The sequence below is a fragment of the Thermus thermophilus HB8 genome (assembly GCF_000091545.1).
Lineage (GTDB): Bacteria > Deinococcota > Deinococci > Deinococcales > Thermaceae > Thermus > Thermus thermophilus.
On the sequence record NC_006461.1, the window covers coordinates 947,171 to 961,785 of the forward strand.

The 14,615-nt window shown below is 69.6% G+C and carries 16 protein-coding genes and 2 pseudogenes; 11 read left to right on the forward strand and 7 right to left on the reverse strand.

Annotation, left to right across the window (positions count from 1 at the left end; all coding sequences use genetic code 11):
- Positions 1 to 21: 21 nt before the first annotated feature.
- Both TTH_RS05080 and TTH_RS05085 read right to left on the reverse strand, forming a co-directional pair.
- Entirely contained in the window at positions 22 to 498 is a 477-nt protein-coding gene (locus tag TTH_RS05080; RefSeq protein ID WP_224065239.1) for a PepSY-associated TM helix domain-containing protein, read from the reverse strand.
- Complete coding sequence (locus tag TTH_RS05085) at positions 495 to 1,001, reverse strand: FAD:protein FMN transferase (RefSeq protein WP_011228366.1); 507 nt, start codon at positions 999 to 1,001, stop codon at positions 495 to 497. The genes TTH_RS05080 and TTH_RS05085 overlap by 4 nt, the downstream gene beginning before the upstream one ends.
- 159 nt (positions 1,002 to 1,160) lie before the next feature.
- On the opposite strand from TTH_RS05085, the gene TTH_RS05090 reads away from it, so the two are divergent.
- From TTH_RS05090 to TTH_RS05140, 11 genes and pseudogenes are all read left to right on the forward strand, one after another.
- Entirely contained in the window at positions 1,161 to 1,820 is a 660-nt protein-coding gene (locus TTH_RS05090) for a response regulator transcription factor (RefSeq protein WP_024118816.1), read from the forward strand.
- Positions 1,810 to 3,027 carry a sensor histidine kinase gene (locus tag TTH_RS05095; protein WP_011228367.1) on the forward strand — a complete coding sequence of 406 codons (1,218 nt, stop codon included), beginning with the start codon at positions 1,810 to 1,812 and terminating at the stop codon, positions 3,025 to 3,027. Before TTH_RS05090 ends, TTH_RS05095 begins: the two co-directional genes overlap by 11 nt.
- Positions 3,028 to 3,061: 34 nt before the next feature.
- Positions 3,062 to 4,309, forward strand: a complete 1,248-nt coding sequence (locus TTH_RS05100) for a TolC family protein (protein WP_224065240.1) — start codon at positions 3,062 to 3,064, stop codon at positions 4,307 to 4,309.
- Between the two features lie 17 nt (positions 4,310 to 4,326).
- The gene (locus TTH_RS05105; protein WP_231834456.1) at positions 4,327 to 5,331 is read left to right on the forward strand and encodes a TolC family protein; all 1,005 of its coding nucleotides are present in this window, start codon (positions 4,327 to 4,329) and stop codon (positions 5,329 to 5,331) included.
- Positions 5,331 to 6,644 carry an efflux RND transporter periplasmic adaptor subunit gene (locus tag TTH_RS05110; protein ID WP_011228370.1) on the forward strand — a complete coding sequence of 438 codons (1,314 nt, stop codon included), beginning with the start codon at positions 5,331 to 5,333 and terminating at the stop codon, positions 6,642 to 6,644. The genes TTH_RS05105 and TTH_RS05110 overlap by 1 nt, the downstream gene beginning before the upstream one ends.
- Before the next feature lie 2 nt (positions 6,645 to 6,646).
- The gene (locus TTH_RS05115) at positions 6,647 to 7,333 is read left to right on the forward strand and encodes an ABC transporter ATP-binding protein (protein ID WP_011173093.1); all 687 of its coding nucleotides are present in this window, start codon (positions 6,647 to 6,649) and stop codon (positions 7,331 to 7,333) included.
- Positions 7,326 to 8,585 (forward strand): ABC transporter permease, encoded by a 1,260-nt coding sequence (locus tag TTH_RS05120; protein ID WP_011173094.1) that lies wholly within the window; start codon positions 7,326 to 7,328, stop codon positions 8,583 to 8,585. Before TTH_RS05115 ends, TTH_RS05120 begins: the two co-directional genes overlap by 8 nt.
- A 217-nt stretch (positions 8,586 to 8,802) precedes the next feature.
- Positions 8,803 to 8,958: pseudogene (locus tag TTH_RS05125) on the forward strand (helix-turn-helix domain-containing protein); the annotation flags it as partial.
- A pseudogene (locus TTH_RS05130) lies at positions 8,939 to 9,250 on the forward strand (ABC transporter permease); the annotation flags it as partial. The pseudogenes TTH_RS05125 and TTH_RS05130, both read left to right, overlap by 20 nt.
- On the forward strand, positions 9,247 to 10,041 hold the full coding sequence (locus TTH_RS05135; protein ID WP_011228373.1) for a hypothetical protein: 795 nt from the start codon (positions 9,247 to 9,249) through the stop codon (positions 10,039 to 10,041). The pseudogene TTH_RS05130 and the gene TTH_RS05135, both read left to right, overlap by 4 nt.
- Entirely contained in the window at positions 10,038 to 10,682 is a 645-nt protein-coding gene (locus TTH_RS05140; protein ID WP_011228374.1) for an outer membrane lipoprotein carrier protein LolA, read from the forward strand. The genes TTH_RS05135 and TTH_RS05140 overlap by 4 nt, the downstream gene beginning before the upstream one ends.
- Positions 10,683 to 10,934: 252 nt before the next feature.
- On the opposite strand, the gene TTH_RS05145 is transcribed toward TTH_RS05140, so the two are convergent.
- From TTH_RS05145 to TTH_RS05165, 5 genes are read right to left on the reverse strand one after another with little or no spacing between them, the layout of a single operon-like run.
- The gene (locus TTH_RS05145; protein ID WP_011174237.1) at positions 10,935 to 11,129 is read right to left on the reverse strand and encodes a type II toxin-antitoxin system HicA family toxin; all 195 of its coding nucleotides are present in this window, start codon (positions 11,127 to 11,129) and stop codon (positions 10,935 to 10,937) included.
- On the reverse strand, positions 11,129 to 11,350 hold the full coding sequence (locus TTH_RS05150) for a DUF1902 domain-containing protein (protein WP_011228375.1): 222 nt from the start codon (positions 11,348 to 11,350) through the stop codon (positions 11,129 to 11,131). The genes TTH_RS05145 and TTH_RS05150 overlap by 1 nt, the downstream gene beginning before the upstream one ends.
- Before the next feature lie 53 nt (positions 11,351 to 11,403).
- Entirely contained in the window at positions 11,404 to 14,094 is a 2,691-nt protein-coding gene (locus tag TTH_RS05155) for an ATP-binding protein (protein WP_197525135.1), read from the reverse strand.
- On the reverse strand, positions 14,091 to 14,240 hold the full coding sequence (locus tag TTH_RS11385) for a hypothetical protein (RefSeq protein WP_197525136.1): 150 nt from the start codon (positions 14,238 to 14,240) through the stop codon (positions 14,091 to 14,093). The genes TTH_RS05155 and TTH_RS11385 overlap by 4 nt, the downstream gene beginning before the upstream one ends.
- A 27-nt stretch (positions 14,241 to 14,267) precedes the next feature.
- Positions 14,268 to 14,564 carry a nucleotidyltransferase family protein gene (locus tag TTH_RS05165; RefSeq protein ID WP_011228377.1) on the reverse strand — a complete coding sequence of 99 codons (297 nt, stop codon included), beginning with the start codon at positions 14,562 to 14,564 and terminating at the stop codon, positions 14,268 to 14,270.
- Between the last annotated feature and the right edge of the window lie 51 nt (positions 14,565 to 14,615).

The following is a 14,615-nucleotide window of genomic DNA, read 5'->3' on the forward strand; positions in this document are numbered from 1 at the left end:
GCGGAAGCCGCGGTGGGGAACTTAGCGGGCGGCGTAGAGGGCGAGGGCGAGGAAGAGGAGGCCCCCTAGGCCGAGGACGAGGAGGGCCGCCCTGCGGCTTTTGGGAAGGAGGACGCCGAGGAGAAGCCCCGTGAGGCTGACCAAGGCGAGGAACAGGGCGGAGAGGTCTAGAAAGAGCTTCCACCCTCCGGGCGCGTCCCGCCCCTTGTGCAGGTCGTTGAGAACGGCCACGAGCCCGTAGTCGGTGACCACCATGCGGTAGGCCCCCGTCCTGGGGTCCACCTGGGCGTCGGCGGCGTAGCCGGGGGCGCGGAAGGAGATCCAGACCTCCTCCCCCGCCTCCCCGCGGTCGGCGACCCGCCCTCTGAGGCCCAAGGCCCTAAGGTCCTCCGCCAGGCGGAGCCAGTCCACGGACCCGCCCTCGAGGTAAGGGGCCCCGGGGAGGGTCCCGGAGAGCTTCCTCGGGGCTCCTTCCCCGAACCACTCCGGGTGGTTCAGGGTGAGGCCGGTGACGGCGAAGAAGAGGAGGGTGAGGAAGGCGAGGAGGGAGAGGTAGAGGGGGCTTCCACCAGGACCTCGGCCCGCCCAGGGCCCCTGCGGGCGAGGTCTCCTCCCAGGTTCACCAAGGCGGCCCTCGCCCCTGCCCTCAGGGCGGCCTCCGCCCCTTTGTCGGCGATGTACCCCTTGGCCAGGCCGTCCAGGTCCAGGGGCGCCAGGACCTCCACCTCCTCGCCCACGAAGCGGAAGGCCTCCCCGCCGTGGGCGGGCGCCGGGTGGAAGGCCCCGCCCGTGGCCTCCTTCAGCGCCAAGGCCGCGGCGAGGACCTCCCGCATCTCTGGGCTCGGCCTCCCGCCCCCCTGGCGCACCAGGCGGGTGAGCTCGCTTTCCCGGTGGCGGCTGAAGACCGCCTCCAACCGCCTCACCTCCCGCAGCACCGCCCCGAAGGCCCTCCGGGCCCGCCAGGGAGGGGCGAGGAGCTGCACCTCCAGGAAGCTTCCCAAAACCCCTTCTCACCTGGCCCCGTACCGGCCCATGGAAGGGAGGGTAGGGCAGTCCGGTTAGACGGCCGTTAGGCGCCCGCACCTGGGTTTCGCAGCATGGGGTGGCCTCAGCGCCCCCAGGGTAACCCCCGCCTAACCGGGCCGGGCCATACTGGAAGGGTGCAGGTGCTTCTTCTGGAGGACGAGCCCCGCCTGGGGCAGGCGGTGGCCCGGGCCCTCGCCGCCCAGGGCTACGGGGTTCGCTGGGCCAGGAGCCTGGGAGAGGCCCGGGAGGCCTTCCTGGAGCTGGAGCCCGACCTCATGGTCCTGGACGTGCGCCTTCCCGAGGACGAGGACGGCGGCTTCCGCTTCGCAAAGGAGGCGCGGGAAGCGGGCTACAAGGGGCCCATCCTCTTCCTCACCGCCCGGGACGCCCTCGAGGACCGCGTCCAGGGCCTGGACCTGGGCGGGGACGACTACCTGGTGAAGCCCTTCCACCTGGAGGAGCTTTTGGCCCGGGTGCGGGCCCTCCTCCGCCGGGCCTCGGAGGTGAAGGCCTCCCGGGTGCGGCTTGGCCCCTTGGAGGTGGACCTGGCGGGGCGGGGGGTCTACCTGGCGGGCAGGCGGGTGGACCTCTCCCTGAAGGAGTTCGCGCTCCTGGAAACCCTCCTCCTCCACCCGGGCCGGGTCTTCGCCCCCGAGGAGCTCGCCGAGCGGGTCTTCGGCGACCCCGAGAAGGTGGGGGCGGTGAAGGTCTACGTCCACTACCTCCGGCAGAAGCTCTTCCCCGAGGTGGTGCGCACCGTGCCCGGAGGGTACCGGCTCGGCCATGAGCCTTAAGGCGCGGCTCGCCCTCTTCTTCGCCCTTTCCATCGGGCTCGCCCTCTTCTTCCAAGGGGCCTTGAGCTACGTGGCCTTCAAAGGGCTCATAGAGGCCGACCTGGACCGCTCCCTCCTCTTCTACGCCCGCGCCCTCGCCGAGGGACGGCCTGGCCCCAGGGGCGAGTTCGCCTTCCGCCTGGTCCAAGGCGGGACAAGGACCCAAAGCCCCGGCTTCCCCGACCTACCCCCCCTTGCCCCGGGGCGGTACTGGAAGGAGGGGTGGCGGGTCTGGGTCATGGAGGCGCCTGGGGGCACCCTCACCCTGGCCCGGTACGAGCCTGAGGCCCTCCTGGCCCTCTCCCGCTTCCGCCTGGTCCTCTTCGCCTCGGGAGCGGCCCTCACCCTGGCCTTTGCCCTCCTCGCCGGGCACCTCGCCGGGGTGGCCTTGAGGCCCCTCTCCCGCCTCACGGAGGTGGCGCGGCGGGTGGCCGACTCCCAGGACCTCTCCCAGCGGGTGCCCCCCGAGGGAGGCGGGGAGCTCAAGACCCTGGCCGAGGCCTTCAACCACATGCTGGAGCGCCTCGAGGCCTTCCTGGAGCGGGAAAAGCGCTTCACCCGGGACGCGGCCCACGAGCTCAGGACCCCGGTGGCCGCCGCTTTGGCCCAGCTGGAGGCGGCGGAAGGGGGCTACCTGTCCGAGGGCGAGGCCCTTCAGGCGACGAAGGAGGAACTCCTCCGCATGAAGCGCCTGGTGGAGGCCCTCCTCGTCCTGGCGAGGGAAGGCCGGGTGACGCCCGTGCCCTTGGACCTTGCCGCCCTCGCCCGGGAGGAGGCCAGGGCCTTCGGGGTGCCCTACCGGGGGCCCGAAACCCTCCCCTACGAGGGCGACCCCCTCCTCCTCGCCCAGGCCCTGCGGAACCTCCTCAGAAACGCGTTCCTCCACGGGGAGGGAAAGGGAGTGGAGGTGCGGCTTTCCCAGGAGGGGGAGGACCTCGTCCTGGAGGTGAGGGACGAGGGCCCGGGGATGCCCGAGGAGGCCCTGAAGGAGGCGGGCAGGCCCTTTTTCCGGGCCTCCCCCAAACCCGGGGAGGGCCTGGGCCTCTCCGTGGCCAAGAAGGTGGCCGAGGCCCACGGGGGTGCCCTCGTCCTCGTTCCCCGCAAGCCCACCGGGCTCACGGCCCGCCTCCTCCTGCCGGCTAACCCCCGGCTAACGGGGACGCCCTAGCCTTGGGCAGCGAGGAGGTGGTCGTTTGCGCAAGGTGTGGTGGATCCTTTTCCTCTCGTCCGCCCTGGCCCAGGGCGCGGAACTGGCCTCTTGGGTGCGGGAAAGCCCGGGCTACGCGGCCCTAAGGGCCCAACGCGCGGAGGCGGCGCTCGCCCTGGAGGCGGCCCGGGCCGGCCTTCTGCCCACCCTCGCCCCCCAGGTGGACTACGCCAAGACAAGCCTTTCCGAAAACCTCTCCCTAGGCCTTGGGGGAAGCCTCGCCGTCCTACCCTGGAGCGACGCCCAGGACGCCTTGGCCGCAGCAGCGCGGGCGCTAAAGCAGGCGGACCTGGAACTCAAGGCAGAGGGGAACGCCCTCTTCCTGGAGGCCTTGGGCCGCTACCTCGAGGCCTGGCTGGCCGAGCTGGACCTGGCCCTGGCCGAGAAACGGGTGGCCCTAAACGAGGCCCAGCTCGCCGCGGCCAAAGCCCAGGAGGCCCAGGGACAGGCCACCTTCAAGGACGTGCTGGAGGCGGAAAGCGCCCTGGCGGAAGCGAAGGCGAGCCTCTTCGCCGCCCAGAACGCCCGGGCGCTGGCCTCGGCCCGGCTGGAAAGGATCCTGGGGCGGGCGGTGGCCCCGAAAGCCCTCCCCCTTCCCCAGGACCCCCCGAGCCTGGAAGAGGCTTTGGCCGCCCTGGAGAACCGCCCTGACGTCGCCCTGGCCAGGCTCCGGCTGGAGGAGGCCGAGGCGGCCCTGGCCCAGGCCTCCAGGGACCGGGCCCTTCCCCAGGGAAGCTTTTCCCTGAGCCTGGCCCAAGGCGGCTTGGACCTCAGCCTCAGCCTGGACCTGGGGGCGGGCGCCCTGGGCTACGCCCTGGGGTACACCGCCTTGGGCGCCGCCGAGGGCACGAGCCTCCGCGCCGGGGCCAGCCTTCCCCTCTTCGCGCCCGTCCAGGAGGCGAACCAAAAGGTCCTGGAAAACCGCGTGGCCCAGGCCAAGCTCGCCCTGGAAGCGGCCCTGAAGGACGGGGAGCTGGACCTCAGGCAGAAGCACCAGGCCCGGCTCCTCGCCGAAGCGCAGCTCGCCGCCGCGGAAACGTCCCTCAAGGCGGCCGAGGCCTCCTTGGAAACGGCGAAGAAGCGGCTTCAGGCGGGGACGGGGACCCGGCTCGAGGTCCTCCAGGCCGAGGTGGGCCTCCTCCAAGCGCAAAGGACCCTGGAGCAGGCGAAGGCGAACCTCCTCCAGGCCCACTACGCCCTCATGGACGCCATGGGAATAGACCTTTTGGGAGGTGAACGGTGAAGCGTTGGTGGCTTTTCTTGTTTTTCGGACTGGCCCTGGCCCAAGGCGCCCTGGACGCGAGGGAGGCGCTCCGCCTCGCCCTCGCGCAAAACCCCACGTACCAAAACGCCCGGGAAGCCCTGCAGACGGCCCAGCTTGAGCTGGAAGCCCTCAGGGCGGACCCAAGCACCCTCATCCTTCCGCTGACCCAGGCGGAGCACGCCCTCGCCCTCGCCGAGGTCCAGGCCAAGGCGGCGGCCCTCTCCCTGCTTGAGGAGGTGCTCTCCGCCTACACCGCCCTCGCCGAGGCCCAAGGCCAGGAGGCGGTGCTCCTCAAGAAAAAGGCGCTGCAAGAGCGGAACCTGGCCGTGGCCCGGGCGAAGCGGCAGGCGGGCAACGCCACCGAGCTGGAGGTGATCCAGGCCGAGGCCGCCCTCCGGCAGGCGGAGGAGGACCTGAAGGCCGCCCTCGCCCTCCGTCCCGCCCGGGTGAAGGCCCTGGAGGCGGCGCTGGGCATAGCGGTGGACGAGCCCCGGCTCGCCCCCCTCCCCGAGCCCCAGGCTTTGGGGACGGAGCTTGAGGCCCTGCGGGAGGGCCTAGAGGAGCGGCTTCCCGCCCTCGTGCAGGCCCGTCAGAACCTGGCCCTCGCCGAGCTGGAGGTGCGCCTCGCCGACAACGACTACACCCCCCGGCTCACCCTGGAAAAGGCCCGGGCGAACCTGGAGAGTGCCCGCCGCGCCCTGGCGAACGCCCTGGCCCAGGCCGAGGCGAACCTGGAAAGCGCCTACGCGCAGGCCCAGGCCGCCTGGGGGCAGGTGGAGCTCGCCCGGGAAAACCGGAAGGCGGCGGAGCGCAGCCTGGAGAACGCACAAAAGGCCTTCGCCGCGGGAACCTTAAGCCAGGTCCAGCTCCTGGAAGCGGAGGTGGCCTTGGCGGAAGCGGACTTTGCCCTCCTCCAGGCGAAAAACGCCTACCTGAGGGCCTTGGCCGCCCTGAGCGTGGCCGCCGGGGTTGACCTCACGGGCCTCTTGGAGGTGGAGTGATGCGCGCCCGGCGGCTCCTCTGGATCCCCCTTCTCGCCGTTCTGGTCGCCCTCGGCTTCTTCCTCCTCCGCCCGAAACCGGAGGAAAACCAGGCGACCGCCTTCCAAGTGGTGGAGGCGACGCGGGGCGACCTCCGGGTGACCGTCTCCGGCTACGGCTGGCTCTCCCCCTGGGAGACCCTGGAGGTCCGCCCCGAGATCACGGGGACCCTGGTCTGGCTCGCCGAGGAAGGCCAGGAGGTGCAAGAAGGCGAGGTCGTGGCGCGGCTGGACCCCACCCCCTTCGCCCGGGCCCTCGCCGAGGCCGAGGCGGAGGTGCGCCGCCAGGAGGCCAACCTGGAAAACGCCCGCCTCGAGGGGCAAAGCGCCCTCGCCTCGCTTACGGCCTCGGTGAAAAGCGCCGAGATCGCCTACGCGAACGCCAAGCAGGACCTGGAAACCGCCCGGCAGAACCTCGAGGCCACCCGGATCGTCTACGAGGCGGGCGGGACGAGCCGCCAGGACCTCCTCGCCGCCGAGGCCGCCTACGCCGCCGCCGAGCGGGCCCTGGAGAACGCCGAGGCGGCCCTGGCCGCCCAGCGGAAGGCCTTGAACCTCCGCGAAGCCCAGCTCGCCAAGGAGCTTGAAGCCCTGCAGGAGGCCCTCCGGCAAGCCCAGCTCACCCTGGCCTCCGCGAGGGAGGACCTAGAGGCGGTGGAGGTCAAGGCTCCCTTCTCCGGGGTCGTCCTGTCCCAAGAGGCGAGCCTCGGCGCCCAGGTCTCCCCAGAGACCGCCCTCCTCACCCTGGGCGACCTCTCCGCCTTCCGCCTCGTGCTCCAGGTGGACGAGACCGAGATCGGAAAGGTCCAGGTGGGGCAGAAGGTGGCCGTCACCCTGGACGGCCTCCCCGGCGAAACCCTGGAAGGGGAGGTGGTGGCCAAAAGCCCGAAGGCAGAACTGGTCAACAACATCCCCGTCTTTGAGGTCACCGTCCGCCTCCCCGCCGACCCCCGCCTCCGCCCCGGGATGAGCGCCGACGGGGAGATCGTCGTCCAGGAGGCCAAGGACGTCATCCTCCTGCCCAAGGGGGCCGTGCGCCGGGGGCCCAGGGGAGCGTCCGTCACCGTCCTGCGCCCCGACGGCTCCACGGAGACGGTGCCGGTGCGCCTGGGCCTCGAGGACAGCACCCGGGTCGCCGTCCTCGAGGGCCTCCAAGAGGGGGACCAGGTGGTCCTCCCCCAGGGAACAGGGGGCTCCCGTGGCACGGGAAGCCCTGGCTCCGCTCGGCCCGGCCCCACAACCCCCATCCCCTTCGGGCCCCCGCCCGGGAGGTGAGGATGCTCCTCGCGCTCAAAGGGATCCGAAAGGTCTACCGCATGGGCGAGGTGGCCTTTTCCGCCCTGAAGGGCGTGGACCTCGAGGTGGAGGAAGGGGAGATGCTCGCCATCATGGGCCCCTCGGGCAGCGGGAAGAGCACCCTCCTCCACATCCTGGGCCTCCTGGACCGGCCGACGGAGGGGGAGTACGTCCTCATGGACCGGCCGACCTCGAGGCTCGCCGAGGACGAGCGGGCCTTCCTGAGGAACCGCTTCCTCGGCTTCGTCTTCCAGGCCTTCTTTCTCCTCCCCCGGCTCTCCGCGCTGGAAAACGTGGAGGTGCCCCTGGCCTACGCCGGGGTGCCTCCCGGGACGCGGAGGCGGCGGGCCTTGGAGCTTTTGGAGCGGGTCGGGCTTTTGGAAAAAGCGAACAACCTGCCCAACCAGCTCTCCGGCGGCCAGCGCCAGCGGGTGGCCATCGCCCGGGCCCTCGCCCTGAACCCGCCCCTCCTCCTCGCCGACGAGCCCACGGGGGCGCTGGACACGCGGACCGGGGAGGAGATCCTCGCCCTCTTCCAGGAACTGAACCGAGAAGGCACCACGGTGATCTTGGTAACCCACGAGCCCCACGTGGCCGAGAAGACGAACCGGATCGTCCGGGTCCTGGACGGGGAGATCGTCGCCGACGAAAGGAGGCACCATGGCTGAGGAAAAACACGTCGGGCTCAGCCTCGCAGAGACGCTCCGCATCGCCTGGAAGGCGATCGCCGCAAACCCCCTTCGCTCCGCCCTGACCGCCCTCGGCGTGATCATCGGCGTGGCGGCGGTCGTGGCCCTCACCATGGTGGGCCAGGGGACGACGCGAAACGTCACCCAGCTCCTGGAGGGCCTCGGGACAAACCTCCTCACCGTGGGGCCGGCCCAGGGGAGCCGGGGCCCGGGAGGCGGCCTGGTGCGGGCAGGGGGTCCCGAGACCATCCCCCTCTCCGACGCCTACGCCATCCAGGAGGCCTTCGCCGAGGAGGTGGTGGGCGTGGCCCCGGTGGCCCAGGAGCGGTTCCAGATCCGCAGTGGGAGCACGAACTTCCAGGCCACGGTGGTGGGCACCTGGCCGGACTTCGCCAAGGTGCGGAACGCCGAGCCCGAGAAGGGGAGCTTCTTCACCTGGGACGACGTGACCGCCAAACGGCGGGTCGCCGTCCTCGGCTACGGCGTCGCCGAGGACCTCTTCGGAACCGACGACCCCCTGGGGCAGCGGATCCGGATCAACGGGATCCCGTTCACCGTCATCGGCGTCCTCCCGGACAAGGGGGACCAGGGCTTCGTCAGCACGAACTACCAGGTCTTCGTGCCGCTTTCCACCTACCTGCAACGCCTCGCCAGGCCCGAGGCCGGGGAAGCCAAGGTGAACACGATCTACCTCCAGGGCGCAAGCCGCGACCGGCTCAAGGACCTGCAGGAACGGCTCACCCGCTTCCTCGCCGAGCGCCACGGCCTGACCGACCCAAACGACTACGACTTCTCCGTCGCGAACCAGCAGGACGCCCTGGAGAGCGTGAACGCCACGACGAGGACCCTCACCCTCTTCCTCGGGGGGGTCGCGGCGATCAGCCTCCTCGTCGGAGGGATCGGGATCATGAACATCATGCTCGTCTCGGTCACCGAGCGGACGCGGGAGATCGGCGTGCGCAAGGCCCTGGGGGCGCGGCCCCGGGACATCCTGGCCCAGTTCCTCGCCGAGTCCGTCGTCCTCTCGGTCGGCGGGGGCACGCTCGGCGTCGTGCTGGGCCTGGGCCTCGCCGGGGCCGTGGGGCGGGCGCTCACGGTCACCCCGGTCTTCTCGCCGGGAAGCGCAGCCGTGGCCTTCTTCTTCGCGGTCCTCGTCGGGATCTTCTTCGGCCTCTACCCCGCGTGGCGGGCCGCCCGTCTGGACCCCGTGGAGGCCCTGCGCTATGAGTGACGCCCTTTCTCCCGGGCCCGGATGACCCAAAAGAAGCCCCCAGGGAACCTCTTGCCGGGGCCCCATGCCGGCGCAGGTCGGCATGGGGTGGCCTCACCCGCCCCGCTCTGGCCTCCATCCGGACCCCATGAAGCCAAAATCCCTCGGACCCCAAGAGCCCTGGAGGACGGGGAGTTGACGCGCTGGGGAAAGGGCGCTTAGCCTCAGGGAAGAAAGTATGCGCTTGCTTTCGGAGGGGGACCCCATCCAGCGCCGCCTCTTCCAAGCTGCCTTGGAGCTCCTCGCGGAGCGGGGCTACCGCGGGGCCACCACCCGGGAGATCGCCCGGCGGGCGGGGGTGAGCGAGGTGACCCTCTTCCGCCACTTCGGTTCTCATCTCCACCCTCGCGCGGACCCAGGTGCAGGCCGTCTTCGGAACCTACGCCTACGGCTTCCCCGCCATCTTCCTCTCCGGCTTCGTCTTCCCCATAGAGGGCATACCCCCCTTCTTCCAGGCCCTCTCCTACCTGGTCCCCGCCCGCTACCTCATTGAGGTCCTGCGGGGGGTGATGCTCAAGGGGGTGGGGTGGGAGGTCCTCTGGCCGGACCTCCTGGCCCTGGCCCCTTTCGCCGTCCTCGTCCTCTTCCTGGCCTCGGTCCGCTTCAGGAGGCAGGTGGCGGTATGAAGGGAAAAGCGGTTCTCCTCACGGTTCTTCTGGGTTTCGCCCTCGCCCAGGGCCGCCTCGAGGCCGGCCTCTACGCCGCGCCCCCGGGGCTCGCCCCGGCCCTCGAGGCCGGCCTCTCCCTGGAGGAGGGGGAGGTCTTCCTCCGCCTGGCCCCCTTCCGGGCCGCCTTGGGCTACGGGGGAAGCCTCGCCCTGGGGCCCTTAGGCTTCTTCGCCTTCGGCCTCCAAGGGGAGGTGGGGGAAGGGGGCCCCGGCGGGGTGGCCTACGGGGAAGGGGGCGCGGGGCCTTTCGCCCTGGAGGGGCAAATCGGCTACCGGCCCAAGCGGGCCCTTCCCCTCTTCCCGGAGGAAGGCCTTTTCGGCAGGCTCGCCCTGCGCTACCGCCCGGCCCCTAAGGAGGTCCTGGGCCTGGAGCTCGCCCGGGCCACCCCCCCCAGGCCCCTCTCCTTCGGGCTCCAGCCGGGCCTTTCCCCCTGGCGCCTGGAGGGAAGCTACGCCTTCCGGGAAGGGGCCACCTATACCTTTGGCGCGGGCCTCGCCCCGGGGCCCTACGCCCTTTTGGGTTGGAAGGGGGAGGTGGGGGAAGGGGGCGAGGTGCTGGAGCTTTCCCTCCGCCTCGGAGGGACAAACCGCCTCGAGGGGGCCCTCTTCTTAGGGGAAGCTAGCCTCTTCCTCACCCTCTCCTACCCTTGGGCGGGTAGCGTGGTGGCGTGGCTCGGGGACCTGGGCCTGGAGGCGGGGTACGAAGGCGCCCCCTACGCCTGGGTCCGCTACGCCTGGAGGTGGCCATGAGAAAGCTGGCGGCGTTTCTGGGTTTGGTCGGGTTGCTCTCCCTAGGTCTGGCGCAGTCGGCGCAGGAGATCCTGGACCGGGTGGAGAAGAACCTCTCCACCCCCTGGCAGGCCACGGTCCAAGGCCGGATCCAAGGCCCGGGCGGAGAGGAGGAGCTCCTTGCCCGGGTGTACGCCCTGCCCCAGGCCCGGCTCTTCCGGGTGGAGTTTCTGAAGCCGGGCTCCCTGGAGGGGAACTTCACCGTGATCACCGAGAAGGAGGTGTGGAACTACCTCTACCTCACCAACCAGCTGGTCATCTCCCCCAGGGAGAAGGCCAAGATCCAAGGCCTGGGCTTCGCGCCCCAGGGCTTGGGCGACCTGAAGGCCCTCTCGGAGCAGGTGGACCTCCGCCTCGAGGGCGAGGTGCGCCTGCCGGAAGGGATGGCCTGGAAGCTCGTGGGCCGAAGCAAGGAAAACCAGGGCTTCGCCGCAATGGAGCTATACATCCTCAAGGCCGACCCCAGGCCCCTTCGCTTCGTCTTCCTGGACGAGAAGGGAAAGGTCCTCGCCGACCTCAAGGTGGTGGAGTTCAAGCGGACCAACCTCACGGAGGCCCAGCTCAAGCGCTACCCCAAGGACGCCCAGGTGGTCCGCCGCTAAAAACCGGCTCCCCCCGCCCGAGGGCGGGGGGAGTTCCTTTGGTGGGCGGCGTAGGACTTGAACCTACGACCTCTCGCGTGTGAGGCAGGCCCAGAACCCCCGTCATCTTCAGTTTATTCCCTTCCAGACGCGGTTTTCTCCGATGGCCCTTCCTGGAATTTACTCCGATAGCCGGCCGTTTCCGGGTGGATAGACCGGCTGATAAACCGGCTGGAGGTAGAACCGTTCTTTCTTACGATGGACAGCAAAGCCCTAAAACTTTTTTGGTAACCCAGCCTGCTTCAAGACCGCGTTAGCCGTGTGGCGAGACTTTATCTTGCTGTCCACCACGAACTTGCGGCCCGTGATTGGGCTGAACCAAATCTCGTGGTCCCCTTTGCCCTGACGCACGGGGTAGCATCCCGCCTCCCGAAGGAGGCGCTTGACCTCTGGAGCGTAGTCGGCCATCAGGAGAAGACCAGGGGCCGGGTAGCCTCGAGGCGAAGCTCCACCGGGAGCTCCAGGGCCACCCCGTTTTCCTCAAGGAGCTCCGGCACCATGACCGCGAGCTTGGCCAGAAGCTCCTCCAGGGTGGCGGCTTCCGTGGCAAGCCCGGGGACGTCGTCGCTTTCCGCTACCCACACCCCGGCTTCCCCATCCCACAGGGCCTGTACCTTGAGGGTACGCACGTCTACCAGGATACCGCACCGCAAGGCCCAGGGGTGGGGGACGCTCCCCCCGATCAGGCTTCCTCTACCTTGGCCTGCAGCTGGTCCAGCGTCTCCCGTATCTTGTCCAAGGTGGCCCGGGGAATCCCCTCCTGGGAGCGGGCTCTAAGCTCTATCTGGAGCTCCATCTCCGCACCTTCCCTCTGCAAGGGCATTAAGACCCCGCGCAGGAAGTCGGAAAGCCTGTTCCAGGGGAGCCGGACCTTCACAGTGTATTCCTGCACCCGCTCTGGCCGAGCCTCTCCCCCCGAGGAATCGGGGGGCACTTCTTCCTCAGAAGAATCCGGCTTAGGCGCAACCCCTTCCGAGGAAGCCTCACCCTTCTTCTCCCCATCCACCACGGATTCCCTCTCGGGAGGAAGGGCCTCCTTGCGGACGAGGAAGGCCTCCTCCCAGGCGATCCCGAGCACGGGCTCCTGGAAGTAGTAGCGCTCCCCTACCCGCAGTCCGAACGTCCCCTCCGCCACCCCCTTCCGCACCGCCTCCTCGAGGACCTCCCAACCCTTCAGGACCGGAAGGTGGGGGTAGCGAAGGAAGGCCTCGTATACCTCTTGGAGGGGCTTCCCCGTCTCTCCCTGGGCCAGGGCCGAAAGCAGGTGCCGGGGGGCGATGCGCTCCAAGAGGAACTCCCGGGCCTTTAAGTATTCGTAGACCCGCTTGGCCAGAGTGGAGGCCTCCCCCACGGTGGGGATGCCCATGTCGTAGGTCTCCGGCCCTTGGCGCCCGGGCTTCGTCAGGCGGCGGTAGGCCATGAAAAGCTTTTGGGTGAGCGCCCCATCGGCTTCCCGAAGGAGTTCGTCCAGGCGGTGGCGGTTCTCCGCGGAAAGCTGGCCGTAGAGGGTGCGGTCCTCGCGTATGGACCGCAAGGCCAGGTAGCGTCGCGCCGCGCGGTGGAGGTCCCCTAGGCTGTTGGGGTCGGGCGAGAGGAGGAAGAGGGTGTTCTTGTAGGTACGGAAGGTGGTGCCCGCCTTCTCCAGAAGCTCCTCGGCGAGACTCCCGGAGGGCTCCGAGAGAACAGCGAGCTTAAGCTCTTTGGTGTCGGGCACGTCCTGCGGGGAATGGGGCTCGAGGTAGACCCTAAGCTCCCGCCCGGCGATCCTCTCAAGCCGCTCCCTTAGCGCCTGCCTGATCTGTTCGGGGTCAACGGCGTTCTCGCGCTCCACCACGATGCGGTTGAGATTGGGCTGGCTGGAGAAGTAGTAAAGCCCGGAGGCCTCGTGCAGATACCAGAGGAGTTCCCGCAGGCGCCCTAGGGCATCGCCCACCAAGGGGGGCGGAACCTCAGGGCGCAGGGCGGCCAGCCGGAGCTGAGCGGGGCTCGCCCCCTTGCGCTCGCCGCCGCTGAAGGAGTAGAGGAAGATGGCCGTGGCGAGCCCGGAGGCCACCTGGAAGCGGACGTACTCTGAGCCCATCTCCCGGTCCAAGCGCTGGGCCTTGGCCTGCCCCTCTGGGTCGGCGATGTCGGCGGCGATCACGCTGTCAAACTCGTTGCCGATGTGCTTCACCAGCTCCCGCCGGATGCTCGGATTCGCCAGGTTGACGTGGGCCGAGTGGATCAGGGGGGCCGAATGCTCGCGGCCGTAGAGGTCGGCCACGATCTCCGCCAGGAAGCGGAGCACCCCCCGCGTCCGCTGGAAGGTGGAAAGGGTTCCCCACCGCTCGTAGAGCGCGTCTATGAGCTCGGGATGGAAAGGGTAGGCCCTCCGCATGCGCTCCCGGTAGGCAGGGTCGCGGGCCTCGTCGGGCACCTCGGTCCCCAGGCGGCGATAGAGCTCAAAGTAGCGTTCGGCCACCTTCCGGACCACCCCCTCGTCCCGAATCCCCTCAAAGAGGCGCGTGCGGATGACGTCGTAGATCTCCCAGCCCTTAACGGGCTCGTAGATCGCTTCCAACCGCCCGGCGATCCGCTGAAGCTGGAGGAGGGCCCGCTCTCCTTCCTCGCCGTAGGGGGCGCTGGAGGGAATGGTCATGACCAAGGCCACCTGGGGCGCCACCTTGACCGCCTCGGTGAGCTCCTGGAAGAAGGCGAGCACCTGGGTCTGGTAGGCCCGCCCCCCCTCGAGGCTCCCCCCCTCCTTGTGCAAGGCCGTGGGGTCCACGGTGCGGGCCACGTACTCCGCCACCTCGTCCATCAGAATGAGGACCGGGCCGCCCGCCGCCCGGAAGAGCTCGTATAGCCGCTCCTTCCCCGGGGCCTGGCGGGCCTTGTCGTGCTCCTCCAGGAGGCCGTAGTGCCCAAGCTGGAGGGCAAGCTCCCCCCAAGGGGTGCGGCCCTTCAGGGGGTCTGCGGCCGTGCCCACGAAGACGGCCACCTTGGCCTCCGGGATCCTCTCCACGCCCGCCTCCTCGAGGACCCGGGCGTAAAGCTCCGTCCCCCTCGCCTCCTCGCCCGAGCGGAAGAGGTGGTAGAGGGCCACGAGGCCGTGGGTCTTCCCCCCGCCGAAGGGAGTCTGGATCTGGACCACGGGCTCGCCCCCCTTCTCCCCGGAGAGGCGGCGCACCACCGCCCCGAGGAGCCGGACCATCCCCTTGGTGGGATAGGTCTTGCGGAAGAAAGTGAGAGGGTCGCGGTACTCCAAGGGCCCACGGCCCGCCAGCACATCGGCCAGATCGGCCGCAAAGGTGGACTCGTCAAACCTGCCCCGGCGGATGTCCTCGTGGGGCAGTGCCACTTCTCGCCACGCCGGAAGCGCCATTGGCCTCATTCCTCCTTTCTCCCGGTCTTTCTCACGCTTGGGACGCTCCCTCGCCCTTTCCTCGGCGAGCACCTTCTCGATCTGCGGGTGAAGTCCAACACCTCAAGGGCGGAGGCCTGCATGTCCTCCAGATAGTCCAGGAGGGTGCGCTTCATACCTCGGCGATCTCCTTGAGGACCCGCCTACCGATGTGGGTGGGGCTTTAGGGCGTTTGGCGTGACCAGTTCTACCTTTACGCCCAAAAGCTCGCTCAAGCGGCGCTCAAGCTCGACAAACTTGAGCAGCCCCGGAGGGGGGGAGAACTCCACCAGAAGGTCCAAATCGCTCTCGGGCGTGGCCCCTCCTCGGGCGTAAGAGCCGAAGACGGCGATCCGCTGCACACCGTATTGGGCCGCCAGCTCCGCCTTGTGTGCCTTCAAGATCCGGCGGATCTCCTCCAGCGTCTTCGGTGGCCCTTTCCCCTTGACCTTCGTTGTCATGGCGACTCCTGTCTTCGCTCAGCCCATCTTAGCGGTTCCAAACCCGCGTCA